Genomic DNA, 23,963 nt, shown 5'->3' on the forward strand with positions numbered 1-23,963 from the left:
TCGCACAGGCCCCGCCAGCAGGGAGTTTGACGATATTTTCCTTCGCATGATGCCGTGCCTTTACAGCGCCAGCGTGTCCCGAGTCCGGGTCGGGTCATGATTTCATGAGGGACTGTATATTCATCCACCCCATTACATCCTTGAGACAAATTTCACGATATGTCGCCTTTCAACCACGCAATGGCGTACCACGGGTCGCAGACTCCGGATTCGGCCGGTAGACTGAGCGCCGTTCCCGCAAGGACCAACCACGACTGACCAACATCACGCACGCAAGTGTCGTACCTGACATCTCGTCGGCACCGCTCCCACGGTCCCGACCCCGACCGATGAGGCCCCTTCCATGCCGCACCCCCAGCAGGAAGCCGTACCCACTCCCACCTTCGAGACCGAGCCTCTCGACACCTCGCGCAAACGACTGCAGCCGACCAGCAGTCTCGGCGCAGCGGTCGTTCTGTGGTCGCTGCTGCTGGGAATGGGGATGCTGATGCTGGCCAACGGACTGCAGGGCAGTCTGTTGGGGATTCGTGCCTCCTCGGAAGGCTTCAGCAACACCATGACGGGCATCATCATGTCGGCGTACTTCGCCGGCTTCCTGCTCGGCTCGACGCTTGCACCGCGCAAACTGCGTCGGGTCGGCCATGTGCGCACCTTCGCGGCGCTGGCCTCCATCACCTCGGTGTGCATTCTGATCCACGCACTCTATGTGGTGCCCGAGGTATGGATCGCCATGCGCTTCATCACCGGCTTCGCCTTCGCCGGTCTCTACGTGGTGGCGGAGAGCTGGCTCAACAGTCAGGCGACCAACCAGATGCGTGGCCGTCTGCTGGCCATCTACATGGTGATCACCTATCTGGGCATGGGCGGCGGACAGTTGCTGCTCAACGTCGCCAACCCGGAGACCTACCTGCTGTTCATTCTGGTATCGGTGATCATGTCCTTGGCGCTGGTGCCGATGCTGCTGTCCGCCTCACCGCAACCGGAAGGCGCGCAGCCGGAGGCCATGGGACTGGTGCGTCTACTGCGCCTGGCACCGCTGGGCACCCTGGGCGGCTTTGCCACCGGTATCGCCAACGGCACCGTCTTCGGCATGGGCGCGGTGTATGCCGACCGCGCCGGCCTGCCGGTGCAGGAAGTCTCCTGGTTCATGGGCGCCTTCATTCTGGGGGCCGCACTGCTGCAATGGCCGCTGGGCAAGCTCTCCGACAAGCTGTCGGCCAAGAAGGTGATTCTGGGCTGCAGTCTCGGGGCGATCGCGTTGTCCATCGGTGGCGTGCCGTTCAGTGGCGGCAGCATGATGACCATGGTGCTGCTGGGTGCAGGCCTCGGCGGGCTGATCCTGACCCAGTACTCGCTGTTCCTTGCCGCCGCCAACAATCTGCTGACAACGGCCCAGATCATCTCCGCCAGCGGCACGCTGGTGCTGATGCATGGTGCCGGCGCGATTCTGGGCCCGCTCACCGCGGGGCTACTGATGGAGCGCTTCGGAGCCGTCGGCTTCCTCTATACCTTGACCGCCATTCACGTGCTGATCGTGATTCTGGCCGCCAGTGTCACCAGCAAGCCGCGTCAGGAGCTGGAGGCCGAGGAAGGCGATCACCCCGGCCACTATGTGGTGGCGCCCTCCACCACCAGTCCGCTGAGTGCCGCCTGGGTCGAGGAAGCCATCACCGAGCCAGAGACCGGTCAGCTGGAATTCGACTTCGATGCCGAACCTGAGCCGGAGCCCAGCGAGGAAGAGCTCGCTGCCCAGCAACAGGAAGCGGCCTCCGAAGCAGAAGGAGGCGTCGTTCAGCAGGTCGACAATGAGGAAGGCGTGATGAACGACCGCGTCACCGGCATGGAAGACGACTGGCACCTGGATGGCCATATCGACGAGCAGGCCCAGCATCTCAGCGAAGAGGAACGTCGCGTCAAGTCGGAGCCGGAGCGTGAGAGCTACTGATCACGTCTGACGACATGCTCGAGTGATACACAAGAACACCGCCTCTCAGGGCGGTGTTCTTGGTTGGAGCGGGCGAAATAGCGGCTAGCGAAACTAAGACAGGAGAAACTGAGCCAGGAGGCACAAGGCAGGCGTAACAGCAAGACGGATCAGCGAGAGAATATTGTTCGGGAAACGAAGGAGACTCACAACGATAGAGACTCAGGATAGAGGCTCAGCAACGACGCTTGCCCGCCCGCGCCACCAAATGCGGTGCCAGCACACCCTGCAGACGGCGCACGGCCTGGGAATGCAGCTGCGAGACACGCGACTCGGTGACATCGAGTACCGCGCCGATCTCCTTGAGGTTGAGCTTCTCCTGATAATAGAGCGCCATCAACAGTTTCTCGCGCTCCGGCAGCCGCGCGATGGCCTCATTCAAGGCCCGCCGCGTATCGGCCACTTCCAGCGCATCATGCGGCAAGGCAAACGGCGTGGCGAAGGGCGTCGCTTCAGGCGAGGCATGACTACCTGCCAGCCCGCCTTCCTCATCCATCATCTCGTCCAGCGACATCACCATGCCGTTGTTGGTGTCCAGCAGCAGGCGGCGATAGTCCTCCAGCTCAAGCCCCATGGCGGCGGCGATCTGGGTCTCCTCGGGCGAATAGCCCAGGCTCTGTTCCAGCTGCTGGATCACGCTCTCAAGCTCGCGCCCAGCCCGGCGCACACTGCGCGGCAACCAGTCGCGCGAGCGCAGCTCATCGAGCATCGCGCCGCGGATGCGCTGACTGGCGTAGGTGGCAAAGCTGGCGCCGTGGCCCTGCTCATAGCGGCCCACGCATTCACAAAGCCCCAACATGCCGGCCTGAATCAGATCCTCGAGATCGACGCTCGCTGGCAAGCGCACCTGCAACTGCAGCGCGATGCGGCGCACCAGCGGCTGATACTCGGTGTAGATATCCTGCTGGGCCATGCGCCCATTGGCGGTATACATCGGCGTCCTGGTCCTCGCTTGCATCCCTCGGGGTCGTTTGACTCAGGGTCATGCCCCCATCCTCGGGACTCCTGTTCCCAGCGTATTGTCGCGCCCCCGCCACAAACCATTCGCTCGAATAGCTACCCTCAGCGACGGCTTTCCTGCCTTACGTCGCCATTGTGCTTCGGAGTGGCGGACATGTAGGCATATATGAGGAAACAGCGAGAGAAGACGAGACACGCAGGGCACCCGCCAGCAGGTCGACAGAATGTCGCGGGGAAGAAGCAAAGATGGAGCAAGGATGTCACGAGAAGCGCCCGTAAGAAGAACCCCCAAGGAAAGCCAGCGGAACAGCCAAAATGAGAAAGGTCAAAAGGCCGCAAAAAATTTCTAAAGTTCTGTCGCGCCGCGACGATAACTGAAGCAACGGCACAGGAGTCGTTACTGGCGACACGCCATCTATCTCCCCATTACGACAGGAAGTGACACATGGCTTCAGTGATCAATACCAACACCCTTTCCATGGTGACTCAGCAGAACCTGAATCAGTCCCAGAACGCCCTGAACACCTCCATGGAACGTCTGTCCTCCGGCATGCGTATCAACAGCGCCAAGGACGACGCCGCCGGTCAGGCCATCGCCAACCGCATGGACTCCCAGATCACCGGCCTGTCCCAGGCGCAGCGTAACGCCAACGACGGCATCTCTGTCGCCCAGACCGCTGAAGGTGCTTTGAATCAGGTCAACGATAACCTGCAGCGTGTGCGTGAACTGACTGTCCAGGCACAGAATGGCACCAACAATGCTGAAGATCTTCAGTCCATTCAGGATGAGATCACCCTGAGAATGGAAGAGATCGACAGAATCTCTGAACAAACCAGCTTCAATGGTGTTGATGTACTGAACACCGATGACTCTTTAAGTATTCAAGTAGGTGCAAATGATGGTGAAACCATCAGTATCAAACTGCAACAAACCAACAAGTCAACTCTTGGCTTGGATACATTTGATGTCACACAGCAATTCGATGTCGCGTTAAGTGAAGCTATTACTGAAAATGATGCGGATGGAGCCATAGCCCCAAGTGGCGGCACACTCCACGAAGTACTTGATAATGATGGTGAAGGCACTGGAACCTATGTTATCAAGGATACAAATGGAGAATTGTTTGCTACAGAAGATACATTTAATATAGCAAGCTCCACTGCTGCAGGAATTAAAACTACCGCTGATTCCGAAAGCGTAGACCAGAAGGTCAAATACTCTACAGATGGCGAGTATGTCACATTGAGTGGAAGTAACGGCGCCGTCAATGTAGCAGTAGCTGACGTAGCTTCTGTAGATGCCGCTGATACAGCAGAAGTGGATGAACTCGAAGAATTTGATGGTGAAGTTGGCCAAACTAGCACTACGGATTTGGCGCAAGCTAATCCTCTCGATGCAATTGATAAAGCATTGGCCCAGGTCGATAGCCAGCGTTCCGCCCTCGGTGCCGTGCAGAACCGTTTCGATTCTGCCATCACCAACCTGGCAACCACTGAAACCAACCTGGCGTCTGCCCAGTCGCGCATCCAGGATGCCGATTACGCGGAAGAAGTCTCCAGCATGACCACTGCACAGATTCTGCAGCAGGCGGGAACTTCCATGCTGACCCAGGCCAACCAGGTGCCGCAGAACGTGCTGTCTCTGCTGGGCTGATCTCTGGCTCACATGCTGCATAGGCCTGTCATTCAGCAAGAGTGGCAGGCCGGTCGTTGGCAGAGGATGGTGGCCTTGTTGATATTGCTCCTTTTAGCTAACATCGCTCGTGCATTTCAACCTCCGCCAGCGATATCAAGCAGCAGCAAACAAAAAGGGCAGACGCATCGCGTCTGCCCTTTTTCATTGGAATGCGGACATGAATCACACCGCCATGTTCATGATTTCCTTGTAGGCGCTGAGCAACTTGTTGCGCACCTGCACGGTCATCTCGAATTCCAGCGAGGCCTTCTGGCCTGCCACCATGACCTGATCGAGGCTGACATCCGGGCTGCCCAGCTCGAAGGCCTTGGCCTGGCCTGCCGCGACCTGTTGTGACTGGCTGACGCGCGCCAGCGAATCCTTGAGCATGCCGGCAAAGCCCTGTGCATCAGTGCCGCTGGCCTCTGACACTGCGCCTACCGGCTGAGCGTTGCTCCCGGCCGCCTGCGCCGCCATCTGATCGAGCTGCTGCAGACTGCCCGTCATCGCGGACGACATCGCCGCGCCGACTGCCTCAATCGCCATCTCGTCTCTCCTTTCTCAACGCGCGCCATTCATCTGCCGCTTTCAGTGGGGCTCAGACTACCAGTCAGTCGAGTGGCTGAAGGTGACTAATACCCCTGTTTTGCGACGCTATTCGTCTGATTGGATATGCGCTCAGCTTCGATAATGGCCAGCCTACGCAAGAAGGCGCTGCGGAACGCGACATTGTTGATCCATCATTTTCTTGTTTCGCCCTGCTTGCTGGAATCACCCGCTGCGAGTTCAGACCACGGCGCTTATCGGACATCTGCATGAGTACACCCAGCCAGACAGCGCCCCAGTCGGGCACCTCGACGACATCAGAATCATCGGACAAGCCAGCCAACCCCTTGTTGGCACGCCTGGCGGCATTGCCGCGCCTGCCGCTCATCATGGCGGCTGCCTTCAGCGTGGCCGTCATCGTCGCGTTGTTGCTGTGGGGCGCTGGCACCCAGTGGAGTGTGCTCTATCGTGATCTACCCGCCAGCGAAGGCGGCGAGATCGTCGCGCAGCTGGAGCAGACCGGCGTGCCCTACCGATTGAGCAATGAAGGCGCCACCATCGAGGTCCCCAAGCAGGATGTCTATCGCCTGCGTCTGGCACTTGCCCAGCAGGGCCTGCCCAGCCAGGGCGGTTCCGGCTTCGAACTGATGGATACCCAGGCCTTCGGCATCAGCCAGTTCACCGAACACGTCAATTACCAGCGCGCCCTGTCCGGCGAGCTGTCGCGCACCATCGCCAGTCTCGAGCCGGTCTCCAGCGCCCGTGTGCACCTGGCACTGCCGGAAGATTCCGTCTTCGTGCGCGAGCGTCGCCCAGCGACGGCCTCCGTCGTGGTCGAACTCAAGGGCGGCCAGCAGCTCAAGGCACGTCAGATCCAAGCCATCCAGCATCTGGTGGCCGGCAGCGTGCAGGGCCTGGCCAGCGAAGATATCACTGTCGTCGATCAGGACGGCAATCCGCTGTCGCGCCCGGCGGGCGATGCGCTCAACCTCGATGGCAGTGCGCTGGAATACGCCCAGGCCCTGGAGCGCAGCTATCAATCGCGCATAAATGCCCTGCTGACGCCACTGGTGGGACGCGACAACTTCCGCGCAGAGGTCAGCGCCCAGCTCGATTTCTCCCACGCCGAAGAGACCGAAGAGCACTACACGCCCAACCAGCAGCCGGGCAGCGCAGCGGTGCGCAGTGAACAGCTCAACAACACCGGCGCCGGCGAGATGCTCGGCAGCGGCGGCGTGCCGGGCGCCCTCTCCAACACGCCCCCGGGAATTGCCGCCTCGCCCATCAATGCCGATGACGCGGCGAATGCTGATGGCAGCACACAGACAGACAACGCGGCCAGCGGCCTGAGCAACTATCAGCGCAGCAGCACCATCAACTATGAAGTCAACAAGCGTGTGCGCCACACCCGCGCTCGCCTGGGTCGCCTCGACAATCTCTCGGTGGCGGTGGTGATCAATCACCGTCGCAGCATGGACAGTGACGGCAACCCGATCAGCGAGCCGCTGGCAGACGACCAGCTGGCACAGATCGATTCGCTGGTGCGCGAGGCGATGGGCTTCAATGCCGAACGTGGCGACAGCCTGAGCGTGATCAATGCGCCCTTCATGACCGCCGAACAGCAGAACGCCGGCCCGCCGCAGCAGTGGTGGGAGAAGTGGCTCAACAATCCCGAGCTGCAGGCGCTGGCCATCGAGCTTGGCCGCTACCTGATCATCGGCTTCATCGCCTGGCTGCTGTATCGCAAGTTGCTGCGCCCGCTGTTGCGTCCGCAGGAAGCCTACCAGACCATCGGTCAGCCGCCCGGCACTCAGGCAGCCGGCAGCGCCGCGGGTGGCATCGCCGGCATGGAGTCTGGCCTGGCGACGACCAACAGTGAGCTAAGCAACATGATGGCGAGCCAGACAGCGCCTGCCAGTGGCCCGCGCACGCCGACCACCTATCAGCAGAACCTCAAGGATGCACGTGACATGGCCCGCGATGACCCGCGCATGGTCGCCATGATCCTCAAGAACTGGATGAGTCACCATGAGTAAGACACTGACGAACATGGAACGCAGTGCGGCCCTGATCATGAGCCTCGACGAGGACAGCGCCGCAGAGGTCTTCAAGTTCCTGTCTGCCCAGGAGATCCAGCAGCTCAGCGCGACGATGACCAACATGCCGCAGGTCACCCAGGAGCAGATGGCGAAGACGTTGGAGATATTCCACGCCGACAGCGAGCAGTTCAGCGCCGTCAATCTGCTCTCCACCGACCATATCCGCTCGGTGCTGGTGAAGGCGCTGGGTCAGGAGCGTGCCAGCTCGCTGCTCGAAGACATCTACGAGAGCTCCGGTCAGAACAATGGCATCGAGACGCTGAACCTGATGGAGCCGCCGCTGGTGGCCGAGATGATCCGCGACGAACATCCGCAGATCATCGCCACCATCATGGTGCACCTGGAGCGCCATCAGGCCTCGCAGATTCTCGAGCACTTCTCCGACACCCTGCGCAACGATGTGCTGCTGCGTATCGCCACCTTCAGTGGCGTGCAGCCGGCAGCCCTGCAGGAACTGACCGAAGTGCTGAGCAACATGCTCAGTGGCCAGAACCTCAAGCGCAGCAAGATGGGCGGCATTCGTACCGCGGCCGAGATACTCAACCTGATGCCGGGGCAGCAGGAAGAGCAGGTCCTCGAGGCAATGCGCCACCACGACGAGAGTCTGGCGCAGCAGATCATCGACGAGATGTTCGTGTTCGAGAACCTGGTCGGGCTCGAGGACCGCTCCATCCAGCTGCTGCTCAAGGAAATCGACAACGAGACGCTGGTCACGGCGCTAAAGGGCTCCCCCGAGGCGATCATCCAGAAATTCCTGCAGAACATGTCGCAGCGTGCTGCCGAGATGCTGCGTGATGACATGGAGGCGCGCGGCCCGGTGCGTGTCAGCCAGGTCGAGGCCGAGCAGAAGAGCATCCTGCAGACGGTGCGTCGACTGGCCGACAGCGGCGAGATCGTGATCAACAGCGGTGGCGAGGACTATGTCTAGTTCTGATCCGCATCATGACGCGTCTGCCTCGTGGGCCGAGCGCGAGGTGGCAGGCAGCGATGACATGCATCAGTGGCAACCGCTGGAACTCGACGCGCTGGATGGCAAGTCCGCATCGCCCCAGTCGGGTGGCGGCTTTCAAGCCGGCATGCCGCACACGGCGGCACCGGATGTCGGCCTGATTCGGCGCATGGCGCAGCGTGCTCGCTCGACCTTCGAGCAGGAGACGCTACAGCAGCAACAGGCGGCGCGTGACGAAGGCTATGCCGCGGGCGAGAAGGCCGGTTATGAAGCGGGTCTGGCGCGTGCAAGGCAGGAAGCCGCCGAGCAGGCGGCGCGTCAGGCCGAGGCCGCCCGGCAGGCGCTCGAACAACAGGCCGCCCAGCTGGCACCGCTGATCGAGAACCTGCAGCAGTCACTGGCGTGCCTGGATGAGCAGATCAGCGATGAGCTGGCAGCACTGGCCATCAGCGTCGGTCAGCATCTGGCCCGTGAGGCATTTCGTGCCCATCCGGAGCACATCATCGACAGCGTGCGCAGCCTGCTGGCGGCGGATCCGCCGCTGATCGGCCGTCCGCGTCTTTACCTGAATCCGGACGACCTGCCGCGCGTCGAGCAGGCAATGGGCGAGCAGCTCACCAGGCTGGGTTGGCAGTGTCTGCCGGACGCCAGCCTGAGCCTCGGCGGATGTCGCGCCGAAGCCGACAGCGGTTGTCACGATGCCAGCCTCGAGAGTCGCCTGGACATGCTGTCACGCCAGCTGCGCCATCGCGGCAGCGCCGACGGCAGCCTGCATGGCAAGGACGAGGCCAGCGGGTCGCGCATGGTGCACCGCCAGTCGTCAGAACATGTACCGCCAGAGCAGGCACGCACTGAGCTGGCAGGAGATCGCGCATGAGTGACACGCCATGAGCACCTCTTCCGCACAGCAATGGCGCAGCGCGCTGGGCGCCATTCGTGAGCGCGTCGAGAGCCTAGAGCCCCAGCGCAGCAATGGCCGCCTGGTGCGCGCGACCGGCCTGGTGCTGGAAGCGGTCGGTCTGCGCCTGCCGGTGGGCGCCAGCTGCCTGATCGAGCTGGGCGCGAAGCTGCCGCCGGCCGAGGCCGAGGTGGTCGGCTTCGCCGATCAGACCCTCTACCTGATGCCCATCGACCCACTCAGTGGCGTCGCACCGGGCGCGCGGGTGTTTCCCCTCGGGCATGGCAATGTCGGCGAGCGACGCTATCCGGTCGGTGAAGCGCTGCTCGGGCGGGTCGTCGACGGCGTGGGTCGCCCGCTGGATGGCCTCGGCCCGCTGGAAGATGTCGAACATGCGCCGCTGGAGAGCCGTCCGCTCAATCCGCTGGAGCGCGCGCCCATCGACACGCCGCTGGATGTGGGCATTCGCGCCATCAATGCCTTGTTGAGCGTCGGCCGTGGCCAGCGCATGGGGTTGTTCGCCGGTTCTGGCGTCGGCAAGAGTGTGCTGCTGGGCATGATGGCGCGCTTCACCGATGCCGATGTGATCGTGGTCGGCCTGATCGGCGAGCGCGGGCGTGAGGTGCAGGAATTCATCGAGAACATTCTCGGCGAACAAGGTCTCAAGCGCGCCGTGGTCGTGGCCACGCCGGCTGACATGACGCCGCTGCATCGCCTCAAGGGCGCCAGCTACGCGACGCGCATCGCCGAATCCCTGCGTGACAAGGGCCAGAATGTGCTGCTGATCATGGATTCACTGACCCGCTACGCGATGGCCCAGCGCGAGATCGCTCTGGCCATCGGTGAGCCACCGGCCACCAAGGGCTATCCGCCTTCGGTATTCGCCAAGCTGCCGGCGCTGGTGGAACGCACCGGCAACGGCCGGCGTGGCGGCGGGTCGATCACCGCCTTCTATACCGTGCTGACCGAAGGCGATGACCAGCAGGACCCCATCGCCGACAGTGCGCGCGCGATTCTGGATGGGCATATCGTGCTGTCGCGACGCATCGCGGAAAGCGGCCACTACCCGGCCATCGATATCGAAGCCTCGATCAGCCGTGCCATGTCGGCGGTGGCGCCGGAGCGTCAGCTCACCCGCGCCCGTCGCTTCAAGCAGTTCTATTCCAGTTATCAGCGCAATCAGGATCTGATCGCCATCGGCGCCTACCAGCCCGGCAACGACAAGGTGCTCGACGCCGCGGTGCGCCTGCACGAGCCGATGGGACGTTTCCTGCAACAAGGCACTACACAGCACGCAAGCCTTGCCGATAGTACGAACATGCTCGAACAATTGCTGGCCCAGCCATGATGGCCGCCTTCACCTGTCATTGATCGGGAACCCTTACTGAATGGCCATCTCATCGTCACGTTTCGACACCCTGACCCAGCTGAGCGAACGCCGGCGTGATGGCGCTGCGCGCCAGCTCACCAGCCAGCGCCAGCGTCAGGAAACCGCCGCCCAGCAACTGGTCACCCTCGAGCAATACCGCCTCGACTACTGCCAGCAGATGCAGGCACGCCTGACTCAGGGGCTGGACCCGGCCAGCTGGCACAACTATCAGGCCTTCATCGCCTCGCTGGACAAGGCGATTGCCCAGTGTCGCGCGCGGGTAGTCCAGGAAAAGACCCAGACGCACCATCAGCATCAGCGTCTGGTGAAGGAACAGCAGACCTACGCGGCGTGGCAGGGCCTGGCGGATCGCGCCAGCCTGAGCGCCGCGCTGCAGGCGCGCACCGCCGAGCAACGTCAGAGTGATGAACAAGCCACCCAGGCCTGGTTACGCCGTGCCAATGGCTGAAGACGGCCAGTCGAAGGAGTGACACCATGACGGACACTGCACGCATCTCGATGTTGTCGGCCACCTCGCCAACCCTCTCGCCAACAAGGGCACCGACCAGCGCCCTGGTCTCCTCCGAGGAGGCTCGCTCGCGCGACGACGTCAGCTCGGCTTCCTCAGAGAGCACCTTCGAGGCACATCTGTCACGCGCAAAGCGCGAGGATCGCCAGCAGGACAGGCAAGCGGCGCAGGTGCAGACGCAAGCGCAAGACGCCCAGCAACAGCGAATCGAGCGTCGCGAGGCCGCCGAAGACAAGCATGCCCAGCACCTCGAGCAGGCTCAGGCAGCGTCGTCAGAGACATCGCCCACTCCGGACCCGGTCGCTGCCGCCATCCAGAACGGCAACCTCCCGCCTGCCCAGCCCTCATCGGGAAACGGACAGCGATCAGCACAGTCACTCGAGGCCTCACGACTGGATAGCAGCGTCGAGCGCGGCATCTCGCGCATGCAACAGCTGCAGCAACTCACGCAAGGCGGCCAAGGCGCCTCTGGCGGCGGCGATGCAGCGCTGAACACGACATCTGCCGCGACATTTTCTACAACAGCAGGAACGGCAACGCTCGCTGGCGCGCAGGCGCTCTCTACAGCGGCCAACACGGCAGGCAGCACGGCGCTGCAAGGTGACTGGCTCGCCACGCTGCGCAATCCTGCTGCGGCGGGACTGGATGGCGCCATTGCGGATCAGTCGCCCAGCAACAGGAGCTCCGCGACAGCGGCAGGCAGCCTGAGCACGGCTGCGCCCTCCTCGCTGACGGATGGCGCGCTGGGCCCGCTGACCGAGGAGGCCATTGAAGGCGTCATCGCCAAGGCCGACGGCGTCCTGCTTGATGCCAACGGCTCACGCGCCGGTGCCGATCAGTCCCAGCTCTCGGGTGCGTCAACAGCTGGCGTGTCAGCCGGCGCATCGAGTTCGAGCGCTGCAGGCAGCGGTGCCATGCTCAATGGCACGGGCAATCCAGCGGTCAATGCAACAGGTATGGCACCACAGGCTGGCACCTTGATTCCCGCAAGCGTCGGCACTCAGGCCTGGCAACAGGCACTCAGCGAGCAGGTGGTACGCATGCAGCTGAGCAAGTCGCCACAGGCCGAGATCGCGCTCAATCCAGCCAATCTGGGCAAGCTGACCATTCGCCTCAACATTGGCGAACAGGGCACCAGTGCACACTTCGTCGCGGGCCACCAACAGGTGCGCTCGGCGGTCGAGTCATCCCTGAGCGAGCTGCGTCAGGCGCTGGAATCCCGGGGGCACGAGCTGACGGCGATCAGCTTCAGTGCTCAGGACGACACACCTGACAACACACCGGGCGAGGCGGCGGACAACTCGGCCAATCAAGGGCAGTTCGCCCAGCACCTCGAGGATCAGCCGGCGAGTGATACCAGCACAAGCGCTGACGCCATGGAGGGAAGTCTCGCCGCGGGAAATCTCACAAGCAATCTTGCAAGTGCAACCCAGGCAGCCTGGGGGCAGCGTGAATGGCAGGCATGACGGGCCTGGCGCTTGCCAGGTGCTTGTGTCAGCGGCTCCCGTCAGGTAGCTGTCAGATGAGCCCGCCTGGCGCGTCATCATTCAAGTAAGCGCTCGCACGTGGCGTTATTCCGCCGTTCGATAACCACGCCTTCGGTCATACTGACCCCGCCACCGACTCCAGGGACACCGCACCACGATGTCAACGATTATCACCACCTCCGCCAGTCAGCGTCGTTCCTGGCTGCTGATCGGGGTCATCAGCCTGATGAGTGCCGTGATCGCGGCGCTAGTGGCCGTCTATTTCGCACTGCCGATGCTCAGTGATCAGAAGGCCGCACAGGACGCCGAGCCGGAAGTCGTGATCGTGCCACCGCCGGTCTTCATGCCGCTGGCACCTTTCACGGTCAACCTGGAAAGCCCGCGCGGCAATCGCCTGCTCTATATCGGCATCACGCTCAAGATGGCCGACCAGGACGCGGTAGCGCGCGTGGAAGAACTCAAGCCCGAACTCAAGAGCCGCCTGCTGCTGTTGCTGTCAGGCCAGAGCCCGGACGAGCTGATCACCCAGGCCGGCAAGCAGGCGCTGCAAGGCACCCTGACCGAGGCGCTGTCGCGCCCCTACAGTGAAGGCGGCCAGCCACTGGCCATCTCCGGCGTGCTGTACAACGACTTCATCGTGCAATAACTGGCCATGGCTCAAGACGATCTGCTGTCACAGGACGAAATCGATGCTCTGCTCTCCGGCGTGAACGGTGACAGCGGTGCAACGGCTGACGCCTCGAGCACGCCCGGCGAAGCGCGCATTCGCCCCTTCGACCCGGCGAGCCAGCACCGCATCATCCGGGATCGCCTGCATGCCCTGGATATCATCAACTCACGATTCAGTCGTCAGTTCCGCATGGGGCTGTTCAACCTGATCCGCCGCGGCGCCGATATCACCACCGGGCCGGTGCAGTTCCTGAGCTACAACGAATTTTCTCGCAACGTGCCGGCGCCGACCAACATCAACCTGTTCACCATGAAGCCGCTGCGCGGCACCTCGATGCTGGTGTTTCCGCCCAGTCTCGTGTTCATGGTGGTCGACAGCCTGTTCGGCGGTGACGGCCGCTTCGTGACCAAGTCAGAGGGCCGCGAATTCACGCGCACCGAACAACGCGTCATCCAGCGCCTGATGCAGCTGGCCTTGAATGCCTACCGCGACGCCTGGTCGGCGGTCTACGCCGTGGAAACCGACTATCTACGCAGCGAGATGCAGGTCAAGTTCGCCAATATCACCAGCTCTCCCAACGAGATCGTGGTGTGCACCAGCTTCCATCTGGAGGTCGGCAATCACAGCAGCGACTTCCAGATCTGCCTGCCCTACTCGATGATCGAGCCGCACCGCGAGCTGCTCTCGAGCCCGCTGCAGGAAACCAGCGCCGAGGGTGACAGCCGTTGGGGCGAGCGCCTGCGCAAGGAAGTGCGCGCCACCGATGTCGAGCTGCACGCCGACTTTGCCAGCATCACCACCACGCTGGGCGCGCTGGCCGAACTTGCCGTGGGCGATGTGCTGCCCATCGAGAAGCCCGAGCGCGTCAACGCCTACGTCAACAATGTGCCGGTTCTCGAAGCCGGTTTCGGTCGCGCCAATGGCCACCGCGCCCTGCGCGTGACCCGCATCATCAATCATCCGATCAACACTGCCAGCGAGGACAGCGGCGATGAGTGAGCCCAATTCGCCAGACGCGCCCGCGCCCAAGGCCACCCCGAATTCCCCGACATCCGGTACTGACGACCCCTGGGCCGATGCGATGACCGAGCAGATGGGCGACGAGTGGGCCAAGGCGCTGGAAGAACAGCATAGCGAGGCTGCCCCGCAGGGCGGCGACATCTTCGAGCCCCTCGATGGCAGCGGTGGCGGCGCACGCCCGCGCGAGCTGGACATGATCATGGACATCCCGGTCAAGATGACCGTGGAGCTGGGGCGCACGCGCCTGACCATCAAGCAGCTGCTGGAGCTGTCGCAGGGCTCGGTGATCGAACTGGATGGCCTGGCCGGTGAGCCGATGGACATCCTGATCAACGGCTACCTGATCGCCCAGGGCGAGGTGGTCGTGGTCGAGGACAAGTACGGTATCCGCATCACGGAAATCATCACCCCCAATGAGCGGGTTCAGAAGCTCAACCGCTAAGGCTGTTCATGTCATGACCTCCGATGCCCCTGACGGCGCGATCCTGCTGCCGGATGCCGAGACAGCACTCTACAGCGCTGCCAGCGCCATTTCCAATACCAGCGCCAGCACTCAGGCGCCGTCACCGGCCTTTCTCGGTAGCGACGCCAACCTGACTGCCGACACAGGCCACAGCTCACCGCTGGGCGCAGCCAGCCTGGTCAATACCGGGCTGGCGCTTGCCGGCGTGATCGGCGTGATCCTGCTGCTGGCATGGCTGATGAAGACGTTCGGGAGTGCCCAGACACTGCGCGGCAATCGCATTGCCCTGCGCCCGCTGGCGCGGTTGGCGCTGGGTCACAAGCAGAGCCTGGTGGTGGTAGCGGTGGGCAACCAGCAATTGCTGCTGGGCGTCGGACCGGCGGGTATCACCTCCCTCGGTGAGCTGACGGCCGAGAATGGCGGCCTGGTGCCCGCAGACGATGGCAGTACTCTGAATGACGCATCGCTGGCCTCGCCTGCCTCCCCAACCGGCGGGAGCGGTGCCGCGGCAGGCTTTGCCGAGCTGCTGCGCGACCGACTCGCCAGACGCTCGCCGACTGCTACATCCGCCACGATGCCCTCTGATGTGACGCAAACGACTACCCCAGACAAGACAGATGACGCGGAGCCTCGCTCATGACGGGGCTGGTGAGGTTGTCGCCGGGCTTGAAGAATGCAGGAAGGCTGAAGACAAGAGTGCTGCTGACAGGACTCTTGATCGTATTGTCGGCATGTCTGCTGACCAGCCAGGCGGCGCACGCCGATGTACTCAACGGCCTGACCAGCCAGCCACTGCCGGACGGCGGCGAGTCCTGGTCGCTGAATATCCAGACGCTGATCCTGCTCAGTGGCCTCGCCCTGCTGCCGGCGGCCTTGCTGATGATGAGTGCCTTTACCCGCATCATCATCGTGCTCGGCCTGCTGCGCACCGCGCTGGGTACCGCGTCTGCGCCGCCCAATCAGGTACTGGTCGGCATCGCGCTGTTTCTAACCTTCTTCGTGATGTCGCCGGTGCTGGAACGTATTTACGACGAGGCCTGGCAACCCTATGACAGCCAGGCCATCAGCCTGCAGGAAGCCATCGAACGCGGCGGCGATCCGCTGCGCGAGTTCATGCTAGGTCAGGTGCGTGAGCCGGATATCGCCCTGTTCGCGCGCCTGGCCAAGGTCGAGGAAATCCAGACCCCGCAGGACGTGCCGTGGCGCGTGCTGCTGCCGGCCTTCGTCACCAGCGAGCTGAAGACGGCCTTCCAGATCGGCTTCAGCCTGTTCGTGCCCTTCCTGATCATCGACCTGGTGGTCGCCAGCGTACTGATGGCGCTGGGGATGATGATGGTGCCACCCGCCACCATCTCGCTGCCCTTCAAGTTGATGCTGTTCGTGATGGTCGATGGCTGGCAGCTGCTGCTGGGGTCGCTGGCCGAGAGCTTCTACTGAGAGAACTTCTACTGACAGATCATCTACTGAGCCAGCCCTTGGCATCACGCAGGCGCCGAGCTTTCTCGTCGTGACGCGCAACCGTGCACTGCCAGCCTCGACGCCTCCCATCTGCCCACCGAGAACGCGCCGCCATGACCCCTGAAGTCATCACCAGCCTGGCCTCGCATGCCATGTACATCACCCTGTTGGTGGCAAGCCCGCTGCTGGCCAGCGCCCTGTTCATCGGCCTGATCGTCAGCCTGTTCCAGGCCGCGACCCAGATCAACGAGATGACCCTGTCCTTCATCCCCAAGATTCTCGGCGTGTTCGGCACCCTGGTACTGGCCGGCCCCTGGTTGCTGGAGACGCTGATCGACTTCACGCGCAGCGTCTTCACCGGCTTCCCGCACCTGATCGGATGAGCGACACCTGCATGAGCATCGGCAACTGGCTCGACGCAAGCCCGGCGGGAGGACACTCCCTTGCCGATTGACCTGCTGTCCCCCGAACACCTCCAGACCCTGCTGCTGAGCGTGATGTGGCCCTTCGCGCGCCTGTCCGGTTTCATGATCAGCGCGCCGCTGTTCGGTCACCGCAGCCTGCCCACACCGGTGCGCCTGTTGATGGCCTTTGGCCTGGCGCTGATCATCGCGCCACTGGTCGAGAGCCCGCCGCCGGTGGATGTGCTCGGCACGGCCGCCATCTGGCAGCTGGCCTTGCAGATGGGCGTCGGCCTGGCACTGGGTCTGGTGATGCGCATCACCTTCGCCATCGTCGAGGCGGCCGGGGAATTCATCGGCTTGCAGATGGGTCTGGCCTTCGCCAGCTTCTTCTCGGCTGACACCGGCACCAATACCCAGGTGCTGTCGCGCCTGCTGGGCATGCTCGCCATGCTGCTGTTTCTGGCCTTCAATGGCCATCTGCTGGTACTGGAAATCCTGGTCACTCACTTCCACGAGATTCCCCTCGACCTGCGCCGCATGGGTCCCGTCGGGCTCGAGAATCTGTTGCTGTGGAGCGCCAGCCTGTTCAGCGCCGGCCTGCTGCTGGCCCTGCCGCTGGTGGCCTCGCTGCTGGCGATCAACCTCGCGATGGGCGTACTCAACCGCTCGGCACCGCAGCTGTCGGTGTTCTCGATCGGCTTCCCGCTGACCCTGCTGCTGGGCATCGCGATGCTGTGGCTGATGATGCCGGGCATGACGGACTGGCTGTCGCTGCTGTTCCGTCAGGCGCTGGGCGCCTTCCAGGCCGTGCATGAAGGCCTGGGCACGATGCCATGACATGCAAGCAAGGATCTGAAAAGCAAAGATCTGAAAAGCAAAGACCAGAACGCAAGAGCCACACCGGATGCCATCGCGAGAGCGAGTATCCAGTGCGGCTTTTTCATCATTCCTCGAACGGGGGTCACGTCATCACTCAGCGCAGATAGTCGAACAGCGACATGCCCGCGATATCCGAGAACGCCTGCTGTGAGGCCTGCAGCCCCACCTGGGTCAGCGAGTAGTCGGAGATCGCCTCGTTGTAATCCAGATCGATCAGGTCCGAGCGGGTCGAGGCATAGTTGAGCTCACGGTCATCCCCGATGATATCCAGTGAATCCAGCTCGTTGAGCTTGGTGCCGACATCGGCACGCACCGTCAGCACATTGTCGAGACTGTTGCTGAACTGGCGACTGGCGGTCGAGATGGCGTTGTTGAAGGCGGTCTGATCGGCCTCACTCTCGATCGGCGTGCTCAGCGCGCTGATCAGGCCATCCAGATTGGCGAACAGATCGGCGCTGGCCTCACCCTCCTCGACCACCAGCTGCGTTGCCTTGCCGGAGGCCTGGGCCTCAGACACCTGCTGCTCATCACCGGACAGCGTCATCGACAGGCCATTGAACGCAAGGGTCATGCCATTGCTGAACGCCACAGGCGATGGCAGCGGATTGCCTTCGCCATCCAGGATCGGGAGATCATTGCCTTCGGCATCGGTGCCACTGATCGTGACACCGGCGGCATCGATGCTGATGCTATAGCCCGCGCCATCGACCCGCGCCGAGACGTCGACGACGTCCGGCCCCTTGAAGGTGATCGGCAGTGACGACTCGCTTTCGCTGGTCTGGCGGGCCAGCTGCTGATTGCCGGATGCCACGCCGCCAAAGATCTGGCTGCCGGTATGATTGACCTCCATCAGGCGCGAGCTGTCGACGCGTTGCTGGCGCTGCTGACCATCGCCGCGATAGCTGCCATCCTCACCAAAGGGCGCCGTATCACCGCTCATGCCGCCGAACAGATAGTTGCCGTTGCCGTCGGTGCTGTTGGCCAGTCCCAGCAGCACTTCGCGGCTGCCTTCAAGCTCGGTGGCCAGCGCATCACGGTCACTGTCACTGAGGGTGCCGTTGCCCGCCTGCACGATCAGGCTCTGGACTCGCGTGATGGTGTCGGTGACCTGATTGAGCGCGCTTTCCTCGATGGAGAGGTTGTTGCGCGCCGTGGTGCGGCTGTCACTGAACTGCTCATTGACGGCCTGGGACTGCGAGATCGTCACCGCCTGGCTGGCCGCACTCGGGTCATCCGAGGGATTGACCACGCGCTTGCCGGTGGCCAGCTGCTCGGACACCCTGGAGAACGCCGCCTGCTGATCCAGCATCGAGGTGACGCCCTGGGCATAGAGGGTTTGGGTACTGATGCGCATCACGGCCTCGTTAGCGGATGTTCAGAATGGTATCCAGCACCGTCGACGCGGTCTGGATGACCTGGGCGTTGGCCTGGTAATACTGCTGATAACGGATCAGGTCCGCGGCTTCTTCATCCAGATTGACCCCCGAGATCGACTGGTCTGCCGCCGACAGCTGCTCGGTCAGGCCCTGCTGAGCCTCCAGGTTGACCTGCACCTGACGGGTCTGGTTGCCGACCTGGCTGACCAGTGACGCGTAGTGATCATTGAAGCTGCCGGCGCTGCCCAGGGCGTCGCTGCTCTGCAGTGACTGCAGGGCGAGAATGTTGCGGTTGTCGAGACTGGCGTCGCTTGAGCCAGCGGCGATCTCGGCGCCCTCGTCGATCGCGACCCCGAAGGTATCGGCGATATTGCGCGTCGGCTGGATGGTGAAGCTGTCACCGTCCGCCATGCCGGTGGCGGTGAACACCAGGCCATCCTGGCGCATCACGCCTTCGCTGTCCGGGGTCAGGGTCTGCACGGCGCCGCTGCTGAGGTTTTCCAGCTGGTAGGTGCCGCCGCCAAGGCTCAGGCGGTAGTCATCGCCGGTCAGCGCGACGCTGTAGAAGTCGTCACCGTCCTGCTGGGTGGCGGGGGCGAATGACACCTCAAGGTCCGCTCCGGCGGCGTTGCCGCTGGCCGGCAGCACTTCCGGATCACCGAGGGTGAAGAAGTCGCCCCCCGTGTTGCCATTGGCGTCGACACCGTCGGCGTGCTGGGCATTGAAGGTCAACGCCAGACCCGCGGCCAGCTGGCCGAGCTGATTCTGGGTCGGCTCGAGGCTGTCGGCGCGGAAGCTCAACAGCCCGCCCAGGGTGCCGCCTTCGAGCTGCCCCTCATCGATGGCGCTGGTCACGCCCGGCGCCACGCTGTAGGTGACCACCGAACGGCTCAGGTCCTGCGGGTCTGGCTCCACGGCCAGTTCATGATTGCTGCTGCCGTTGACCAGCAGCTGGCCATTGCCGAGGCTGACGCTCAGCCGGCCATCCTGATCCTGCACCTCGACGCCGACCAGCGTCTGCAGGTCGGTCACCGCCTGATCGCGCTGGTCCAGCAGGCCCAGTGGCTCTTCGCCGGTACGCGCACGCGTCAGGGAAATCTGCTCGTTGAGCGAGGCGATCTGGCTGGTGGCAGTGTTGATGTCGCCGACCACATCGCCGAGCCGTGAATTGACCGCAGAGTCCATGTCATCCAGATAGGCGGAGAAGGCATTGAACTGCCCGGCCAGGCTCTCGGCGCTGCCCAGCAGGCTCTCGCGCGCCGCCGGATCACTCGGCTGACTGGCCACGCCTTCGATGGCGCCAAAGAACTCCTGCATCAAGGGCGCCAGGCCCGCCTCGTCATCGGCGAGCAGATTGTCGATCTGACTGATGTTGGCTTCGTGGGTCTCAAGCGCCGTGCTGGCGCTCATGGCGCTGTCCAGCTGCGCCGAGAGATAGCTGTCGGTCTGACGACTGATCGACGCCACGCTGACACCACCACCACTGCTGCCACTCAGTTCGACCGTTTCACGGCTATAGCCCGGCGTGTAGACGTTGGCGATGTTGTTGCTGTTGGTGGCAAGCGCCGTCTGGGCGGCTTGCAGACCACTGACACCGATACTCAACATGCTGCTGGCCATGGCGTTTACCTGAAAGGAACAATGGGAAAAGGGAGAAGGTGAATGACGCCATACCGGCGTACGGATGCTGTGATTATCGGCGCGTCAGACGCCAACTTGATGCCGCAGGCAGCAATAGTTGCCAGCGATTCATCAACAGTGAATCGTCATAAGCGGCGCTAGCGGAACAGCGGCTCCGAACGGCCCATCGCCAACTGGATGGCACCTGATGTAGCGCCTTCACTGCCAGTACCGATCTCTTTATCCGCCGCAGGCGCCATATCCGTCGCAGACGCCACAGACGCCACACCCGTCTCTGACACCGCCTCCGTCGCTGCCGCCATCTGGACCAGCGGCTGAGCATCGCGCGCATCGAGGGCAAACAGCGGCGCAGAAGGCTCAAGCAGCCCGCGCGTGGAGCTTGAGTTGGCGGTTGCGACAGACGCTGACGCAGGCACGGCATCGCGTGACGCCAGGCGGGTCTCCGCTGTCTCGCGAGTGCCGCTGGCCTCCAGCGGGCCGACCCGACTCATGATCGAGATCAGCTTGTCGGCATAGTGCGGGTCAGTGGCGTAGCCCGCCTCCTGCAAGGCACGCGCCGCACTCTCGGCGTCCGGAGACTGCTTCACGTGGGCATAACGCTGGGCGCCGGTCAGTAGTGAGGCATGATCGCGCAGCGCACTGGCCTGATCGGGATAGACGCGAAAGCTGTCCTCGAGACGCATGCGGCGCCCATCGCGGTATTCGGTGGTCAGCACCGTGGTGCTGTCGCCCTGCCAGCTGCTGCCGGCCTTGATGCCGAACAGGTTATGGCTGTCGGTGCCGGCCTCGGTGTGGATACGACGCTGCCCCCAGCCCGTCTCCAGCGCGGCCTGCGCCAGAATCAATTCTGCGGGCAGCCCGCTTTCAAGACTGGCCGCCTGAGCGGCGGGACCAAATTCCGCCACGAAGCGCTGTACATTCTCCGGCTGACGACGTTGTTGCTCGCTGAGCGCTGCCATGTCGGTCACTGCCACCGGGCTGACGGTGTCAGACACGTCATCCTTGCCTGTCGTCGCCATCGGCAGCTCGGCATAGACCCCTCGCGCCGTGTCGCCGGGGGCCAGCGTATCGAGTATCGCCATGAAACCGGTGACCTCGTCTGCGTCGCGTGTCTCCACCGCCGCCTGCCAGTCATCCTCGCGAGCCGCGCCCCCCTCCGGGGTCAGACCCACCGCCGACAACCAGCCACCGGCCCCCTGTTCAGCGACCGGCTCGCCCTCCACTGCTGCACTGGGGGACATTGCAGTGCTGCTATCCGTGTTCGTGCCCGGCGCCGAGCTGGAAGACAACTGCTGAATCAGGATCTTCGACAAGCCGATACCGTCGCCGACACTGGCCAGTTGCTGGGAGAGCTGCTGGTCCAGCATCGAGGTCATCATCTCTTGTTGCTGGGAGCCACTCAGCGCTGAATTCTCGGTCGCCGAGCGCATCTGCTTGAGCATCATGTTGAGCATCAAGGCCTCGAATTGGCGCGCACTCTCCTCCAGTGCCTCCTGCTGGCGCTCGCCGCCACTGCTGGCCGCCCCCTTGAGGCTCGCCAGACCCTGGGTATCGAAGGCCAGACGACCGGCATCCACGTTGGCACCGCTACCAAGCACACTCATCAGATCACCTCGAGATCAGCACGCAGCGCACCGGCTGCCTTGAGCGCTTCCAGAATCGAGACCAGGTCCTGCGGCGTGGCGCCCAGCGCATTCAGGCCATCGACGACCTCCTGCAGACTGGCAGTCCCCTCGACCATGCGCAGCGCACCGCCCTGCTGATTCACGCTGATATCGGGGTCGTTGACCACTGCCGTCTGCCCCTGGGACAGCGGCGCAGGCTGACTGATCACCGGATTGGCGTCGATCACCACCGACAGATTGCCGTGGGTAACCGCGGCGCGCGCCAGGCGCACTTCGGAGTTCATCACCACCGAGCCGGTCCGCGCATTGACCACCACACGCGCACGCGGCACGCCCAGGGCGACCTCGATGTTCTCGAGCCTGGCGATGAACCCGACACGCTGACTGAGATCACGCGGTGCCTGCACCACGATATCGCGGCTGCTGAGCGGCGAGGCCAGCGAGCCCCCGAAGTTGCGGTTGATGGCGCTGGCGACGTTCTGGGCATGATTGAAATCGCCCTCGAACAGATCGAGATGGATCACGCCATTCTCATCCCCGAGACGCGTCGGCACGCCGCGCTCCACCGTCGCGCCACTGGGAATGCGCCCAGCGGTCAGCTGGTTGACCTGCACGCTGGAACCGCCGGCCGAGGCACCGGCGCCACCGATGATCAGATTGCCCTGCGCCAGCGCGTAGACCTGGCCATCCACGCCCTTGAGCGGCGTCATCAACAGGGTGCCACCGCGCAGACTCTTGGCATTGCCCAGCGACGACACCACGACATCGATGGGCTGACCGGAGCTTGCAAAGGCCGGCAGACTGGCGGTGACCATGACCGCCGCCACGTTCTTGAGCTGCATGTTGGTACCCGACGGCACCGTCACGCCCAGCTGGGACAGCATGTTGGTCAGACTCTGGCCAGTGAACGGCGCCTGGGTGGTCTGGTCCCCACTGCCATCCAGCCCCACCACCAGGCCGTAGCCGACCAGCGGGTTGTCGCGCACGCCGCGCACCTGGGCGAGGTCCTTGATGCGATCGGCCTGCGCCGACTGCAGCGTCAAGGTCAGGCAGCTCACCAGCATCAGGCAGGCGGCCAGCGCAGCGCGCCAGCGGGGATAAGGGAGCATCTCAGGCATCGGATAGCGACTCATGATGGGACAGCGTGGTGAGAAATCGGGACGAAGCATTCAAAACAGGGCAATCCTCTACAGAACAAGCCGCGGCAATCGCCACGCCAGGCTCAGAACGGCGCCAGATTGAGGAAGAAGCGCTGCATCCAGCCCATGTTCTGTGCCTCGTTGATATAGCCATCACCGACGTATTCGATGCGTGCACTGGCCACCTGGGTGGACTGCACCGTATTGGCCGAGGAAATCGTGCGCGGATTGACCACTCCGGAGAAGCGAATCGACTCGGTGCCCTGATTGATCGCGATGCGCTTCTCGCCGCGCACCTCCAGATTGCCGTTGGGTTGCACCTGACTGACCGTCACGGTGATGGTGCCGGTAAAACTGTTGTTGGCATTCGAGCCACCACTGCCGGTGAAATCATTCTCGCCCTCGATATCGGCATCGGTGCCATCCAGCAGGCCCGTCATGAAATCGGGGATGGCGGTCAGCGAGAAGCCGAGGCTGCCGTCACGGCTGGCATTGCTGGCCGAGCTCTTGCTGGCGCTGACATTCTCGTCGAGCAGGATGGTGATGATGTCGCCGATGGCACGCGGGCGGCGATCCTCGAACAGCGGCTGGTTGCCATACAGCGGTTGGAAGATGGCGCCATTGGCCATCGGTTCCGGGCGCGGCTGCATCGTCGATTCCATTGGCGTGGTATCGACCAGCGGCTCGCTGGGGATATGGGCACACCCGGCGGCTACCAGCGTCACGGCCAGCATCGCCAATCCGGCCAGCGCGCGGCGCAGGCGACGCCAGCCAGGCAACGTCAATCCGGGC

General features: G+C 63.3%; 22 protein-coding genes. 15 read left to right on the forward strand and 7 right to left on the reverse strand.

Annotation, left to right across the window (positions count from 1 at the left end; translation table 11 throughout):
• Positions 1-343: 343 nt before the first annotated feature.
• Entirely contained in the window at positions 344-1,945 is a 1,602-nt protein-coding gene (locus tag NH396_RS11830) for an MFS transporter (protein ID WP_253063913.1), read from the forward strand.
• A 214-nt stretch (positions 1,946-2,159) separates the two neighbouring features.
• On the opposite strand, the gene NH396_RS11835 is transcribed toward NH396_RS11830, so the two are convergent.
• Positions 2,160-2,918 carry an RNA polymerase sigma factor FliA gene (locus NH396_RS11835; RefSeq protein WP_253063915.1) on the reverse strand — a complete coding sequence of 253 codons (759 nt, stop codon included), beginning with the start codon at positions 2,916-2,918 and terminating at the stop codon, positions 2,160-2,162.
• A gap of 471 nt (positions 2,919-3,389) precedes the next feature.
• Here NH396_RS11835 and NH396_RS11840 point away from each other — a divergent pair, with 471 nt between their 5' ends.
• Positions 3,390-4,598, forward strand: a complete 1,209-nt coding sequence (locus NH396_RS11840) for a FliC/FljB family flagellin (RefSeq protein WP_253063917.1) — start codon at positions 3,390-3,392, stop codon at positions 4,596-4,598.
• Positions 4,599-4,802: 204 nt separating this feature from the next.
• On the opposite strand, the gene fliE is transcribed toward NH396_RS11840, so the two are convergent.
• Positions 4,803-5,165, reverse strand: coding sequence for a flagellar hook-basal body complex protein FliE (gene fliE / locus NH396_RS11845; RefSeq protein WP_253063919.1), 363 nt, complete (start codon positions 5,163-5,165; stop codon positions 4,803-4,805).
• 269 nt (positions 5,166-5,434) lie between these two features.
• Here fliE and fliF point away from each other — a divergent pair, with 269 nt between their 5' ends.
• From fliF to fliR, 13 genes are all read left to right on the forward strand, one after another.
• Positions 5,435-7,201, forward strand: a complete 1,767-nt coding sequence (gene fliF, locus NH396_RS11850) for a flagellar basal-body MS-ring/collar protein FliF (protein ID WP_253063921.1) — start codon at positions 5,435-5,437, stop codon at positions 7,199-7,201.
• A complete protein-coding gene (gene fliG, locus NH396_RS11855) occupies positions 7,194-8,192 on the forward strand; it encodes a flagellar motor switch protein FliG (protein ID WP_253063923.1) in 999 nt (332 codons plus the stop codon). Before fliF ends, fliG begins: the two co-directional genes overlap by 8 nt.
• Positions 8,185-9,090: a flagellar assembly protein FliH gene (locus tag NH396_RS11860; protein WP_253063925.1), complete on the forward strand. Its 906-nt coding sequence runs from the start codon at positions 8,185-8,187 to the stop codon at positions 9,088-9,090. The genes fliG and NH396_RS11860 overlap by 8 nt, the downstream gene beginning before the upstream one ends.
• A gap of 10 nt (positions 9,091-9,100) precedes the next feature.
• Entirely contained in the window at positions 9,101-10,459 is a 1,359-nt protein-coding gene (gene fliI / locus NH396_RS11865) for a flagellar protein export ATPase FliI (protein WP_253063927.1), read from the forward strand.
• A gap of 40 nt (positions 10,460-10,499) precedes the next feature.
• A complete protein-coding gene (gene fliJ, locus NH396_RS11870; RefSeq protein ID WP_253063929.1) occupies positions 10,500-10,949 on the forward strand; it encodes a flagellar export protein FliJ in 450 nt (149 codons plus the stop codon).
• Between the two features lie 26 nt (positions 10,950-10,975).
• Positions 10,976-12,475, forward strand: coding sequence for a flagellar hook-length control protein FliK (locus tag NH396_RS11875; protein ID WP_253063931.1), 1,500 nt, complete (start codon positions 10,976-10,978; stop codon positions 12,473-12,475).
• A 178-nt stretch (positions 12,476-12,653) separates the two neighbouring features.
• Positions 12,654-13,142, forward strand: a complete 489-nt coding sequence (gene fliL, locus NH396_RS11880) for a flagellar basal body-associated protein FliL (RefSeq protein ID WP_253063933.1) — start codon at positions 12,654-12,656, stop codon at positions 13,140-13,142.
• 6 nt (positions 13,143-13,148) lie between these two features.
• Entirely contained in the window at positions 13,149-14,165 is a 1,017-nt protein-coding gene (fliM, locus tag NH396_RS11885; protein ID WP_253063935.1) for a flagellar motor switch protein FliM, read from the forward strand.
• Entirely contained in the window at positions 14,158-14,628 is a 471-nt protein-coding gene (gene fliN / locus NH396_RS11890) for a flagellar motor switch protein FliN (RefSeq protein WP_253063937.1), read from the forward strand. Before fliM ends, fliN begins: the two co-directional genes overlap by 8 nt.
• 13 nt (positions 14,629-14,641) lie before the next feature.
• Complete coding sequence (gene fliO / locus NH396_RS11895; protein ID WP_253063939.1) at positions 14,642-15,289, forward strand: flagellar biosynthetic protein FliO; 648 nt, start codon at positions 14,642-14,644, stop codon at positions 15,287-15,289.
• Positions 15,290-15,345: 56 nt separating this feature from the next.
• Complete coding sequence (gene fliP / locus NH396_RS11900; protein WP_253063941.1) at positions 15,346-16,086, forward strand: flagellar type III secretion system pore protein FliP; 741 nt, start codon at positions 15,346-15,348, stop codon at positions 16,084-16,086.
• Between the two features lie 134 nt (positions 16,087-16,220).
• Positions 16,221-16,490 carry a flagellar biosynthesis protein FliQ gene (gene fliQ / locus NH396_RS11905; RefSeq protein ID WP_166018069.1) on the forward strand — a complete coding sequence of 90 codons (270 nt, stop codon included), beginning with the start codon at positions 16,221-16,223 and terminating at the stop codon, positions 16,488-16,490.
• Between the two features lie 60 nt (positions 16,491-16,550).
• Positions 16,551-17,348, forward strand: a complete 798-nt coding sequence (fliR, locus tag NH396_RS11910) for a flagellar biosynthetic protein FliR (RefSeq protein ID WP_253063943.1) — start codon at positions 16,551-16,553, stop codon at positions 17,346-17,348.
• A 136-nt stretch (positions 17,349-17,484) separates the two neighbouring features.
• Here fliR and flgL read toward each other — a convergent pair whose 3' ends face one another.
• The 5 genes from flgL to NH396_RS11935 all read right to left on the reverse strand — a co-directional run bounded on the left by flgL (position 17,485) and on the right by NH396_RS11935 (position 23,905).
• Complete coding sequence (flgL, locus tag NH396_RS11915; RefSeq protein ID WP_253063945.1) at positions 17,485-18,744, reverse strand: flagellar hook-associated protein FlgL; 1,260 nt, start codon at positions 18,742-18,744, stop codon at positions 17,485-17,487.
• Positions 18,745-18,754: 10 nt separating this feature from the next.
• Positions 18,755-20,386, reverse strand: a complete 1,632-nt coding sequence (flgK, locus tag NH396_RS11920) for a flagellar hook-associated protein FlgK (protein ID WP_253063977.1) — start codon at positions 20,384-20,386, stop codon at positions 18,755-18,757.
• Positions 20,387-20,544: 158 nt separating this feature from the next.
• Positions 20,545-22,011 carry a flagellar assembly peptidoglycan hydrolase FlgJ gene (gene flgJ / locus NH396_RS11925; RefSeq protein WP_176677158.1) on the reverse strand — a complete coding sequence of 489 codons (1,467 nt, stop codon included), beginning with the start codon at positions 22,009-22,011 and terminating at the stop codon, positions 20,545-20,547.
• A complete protein-coding gene (locus NH396_RS11930) occupies positions 22,011-23,096 on the reverse strand; it encodes a flagellar basal body P-ring protein FlgI (RefSeq protein WP_176678373.1) in 1,086 nt (361 codons plus the stop codon). Before NH396_RS11930 ends, flgJ begins: the two co-directional genes overlap by 1 nt.
• Before the next feature lie 158 nt (positions 23,097-23,254).
• Positions 23,255-23,905, reverse strand: coding sequence for a flagellar basal body L-ring protein FlgH (locus tag NH396_RS11935; RefSeq protein ID WP_253064048.1), 651 nt, complete (start codon positions 23,903-23,905; stop codon positions 23,255-23,257).
• Between the last annotated feature and the right edge of the window lie 58 nt (positions 23,906-23,963).

It is taken from the genome of Cobetia sp. Dlab-2-AX, assembly GCF_024124625.1.
In the GTDB taxonomy this organism is placed as follows: Bacteria; Pseudomonadota; Gammaproteobacteria; order Pseudomonadales; family Halomonadaceae; genus Cobetia.

Coding starts and splice junctions, on each gene's coding strand:
- NH396_RS11830 (WP_253063913.1), top strand. CDS start 344: ATGCCGCACCCCCAGCAGGAAGCCGTACCCACTCCCACCTTCGAGACC.
- NH396_RS11835 (WP_253063915.1), bottom strand. CDS start 2,918: ATGTATACCGCCAATGGGCGCATGGCCCAGCAGGATATCTACACCGAG.
- NH396_RS11840 (WP_253063917.1), top strand. CDS start 3,390: ATGGCTTCAGTGATCAATACCAACACCCTTTCCATGGTGACTCAGCAG.
- fliE (WP_253063919.1), bottom strand. CDS start 5,165: ATGGCGATTGAGGCAGTCGGCGCGGCGATGTCGTCCGCGATGACGGGC.
- fliF (WP_253063921.1), top strand. CDS start 5,435: ATGAGTACACCCAGCCAGACAGCGCCCCAGTCGGGCACCTCGACGACA.
- fliG (WP_253063923.1), top strand. CDS start 7,194: ATGAGTAAGACACTGACGAACATGGAACGCAGTGCGGCCCTGATCATG.
- NH396_RS11860 (WP_253063925.1), top strand. CDS start 8,185: ATGTCTAGTTCTGATCCGCATCATGACGCGTCTGCCTCGTGGGCCGAG.
- fliI (WP_253063927.1), top strand. CDS start 9,101: ATGAGCACCTCTTCCGCACAGCAATGGCGCAGCGCGCTGGGCGCCATT.
- fliJ (WP_253063929.1), top strand. CDS start 10,500: ATGGCCATCTCATCGTCACGTTTCGACACCCTGACCCAGCTGAGCGAA.
- NH396_RS11875 (WP_253063931.1), top strand. CDS start 10,976: ATGACGGACACTGCACGCATCTCGATGTTGTCGGCCACCTCGCCAACC.
- fliL (WP_253063933.1), top strand. CDS start 12,654: ATGTCAACGATTATCACCACCTCCGCCAGTCAGCGTCGTTCCTGGCTG.
- fliM (WP_253063935.1), top strand. CDS start 13,149: ATGGCTCAAGACGATCTGCTGTCACAGGACGAAATCGATGCTCTGCTC.
- fliN (WP_253063937.1), top strand. CDS start 14,158: ATGAGTGAGCCCAATTCGCCAGACGCGCCCGCGCCCAAGGCCACCCCG.
- fliO (WP_253063939.1), top strand. CDS start 14,642: ATGACCTCCGATGCCCCTGACGGCGCGATCCTGCTGCCGGATGCCGAG.
- fliQ (WP_166018069.1), top strand. CDS start 16,221: ATGACCCCTGAAGTCATCACCAGCCTGGCCTCGCATGCCATGTACATC.
- flgL (WP_253063945.1), bottom strand. CDS start 18,744: ATGCGCATCAGTACCCAAACCCTCTATGCCCAGGGCGTCACCTCGATG.
- flgK (WP_253063977.1), bottom strand. CDS start 20,386: ATGGCCAGCAGCATGTTGAGTATCGGTGTCAGTGGTCTGCAAGCCGCC.
- flgJ (WP_176677158.1), bottom strand. CDS start 22,011: ATGAGTGTGCTTGGTAGCGGTGCCAACGTGGATGCCGGTCGTCTGGCC.
- NH396_RS11930 (WP_176678373.1), bottom strand. CDS start 23,096: ATGCTGGTGAGCTGCCTGACCTTGACGCTGCAGTCGGCGCAGGCCGAT.
- NH396_RS11935 (WP_253064048.1), bottom strand. CDS start 23,905: ATGCTGGCCGTGACGCTGGTAGCCGCCGGGTGTGCCCATATCCCCAGC.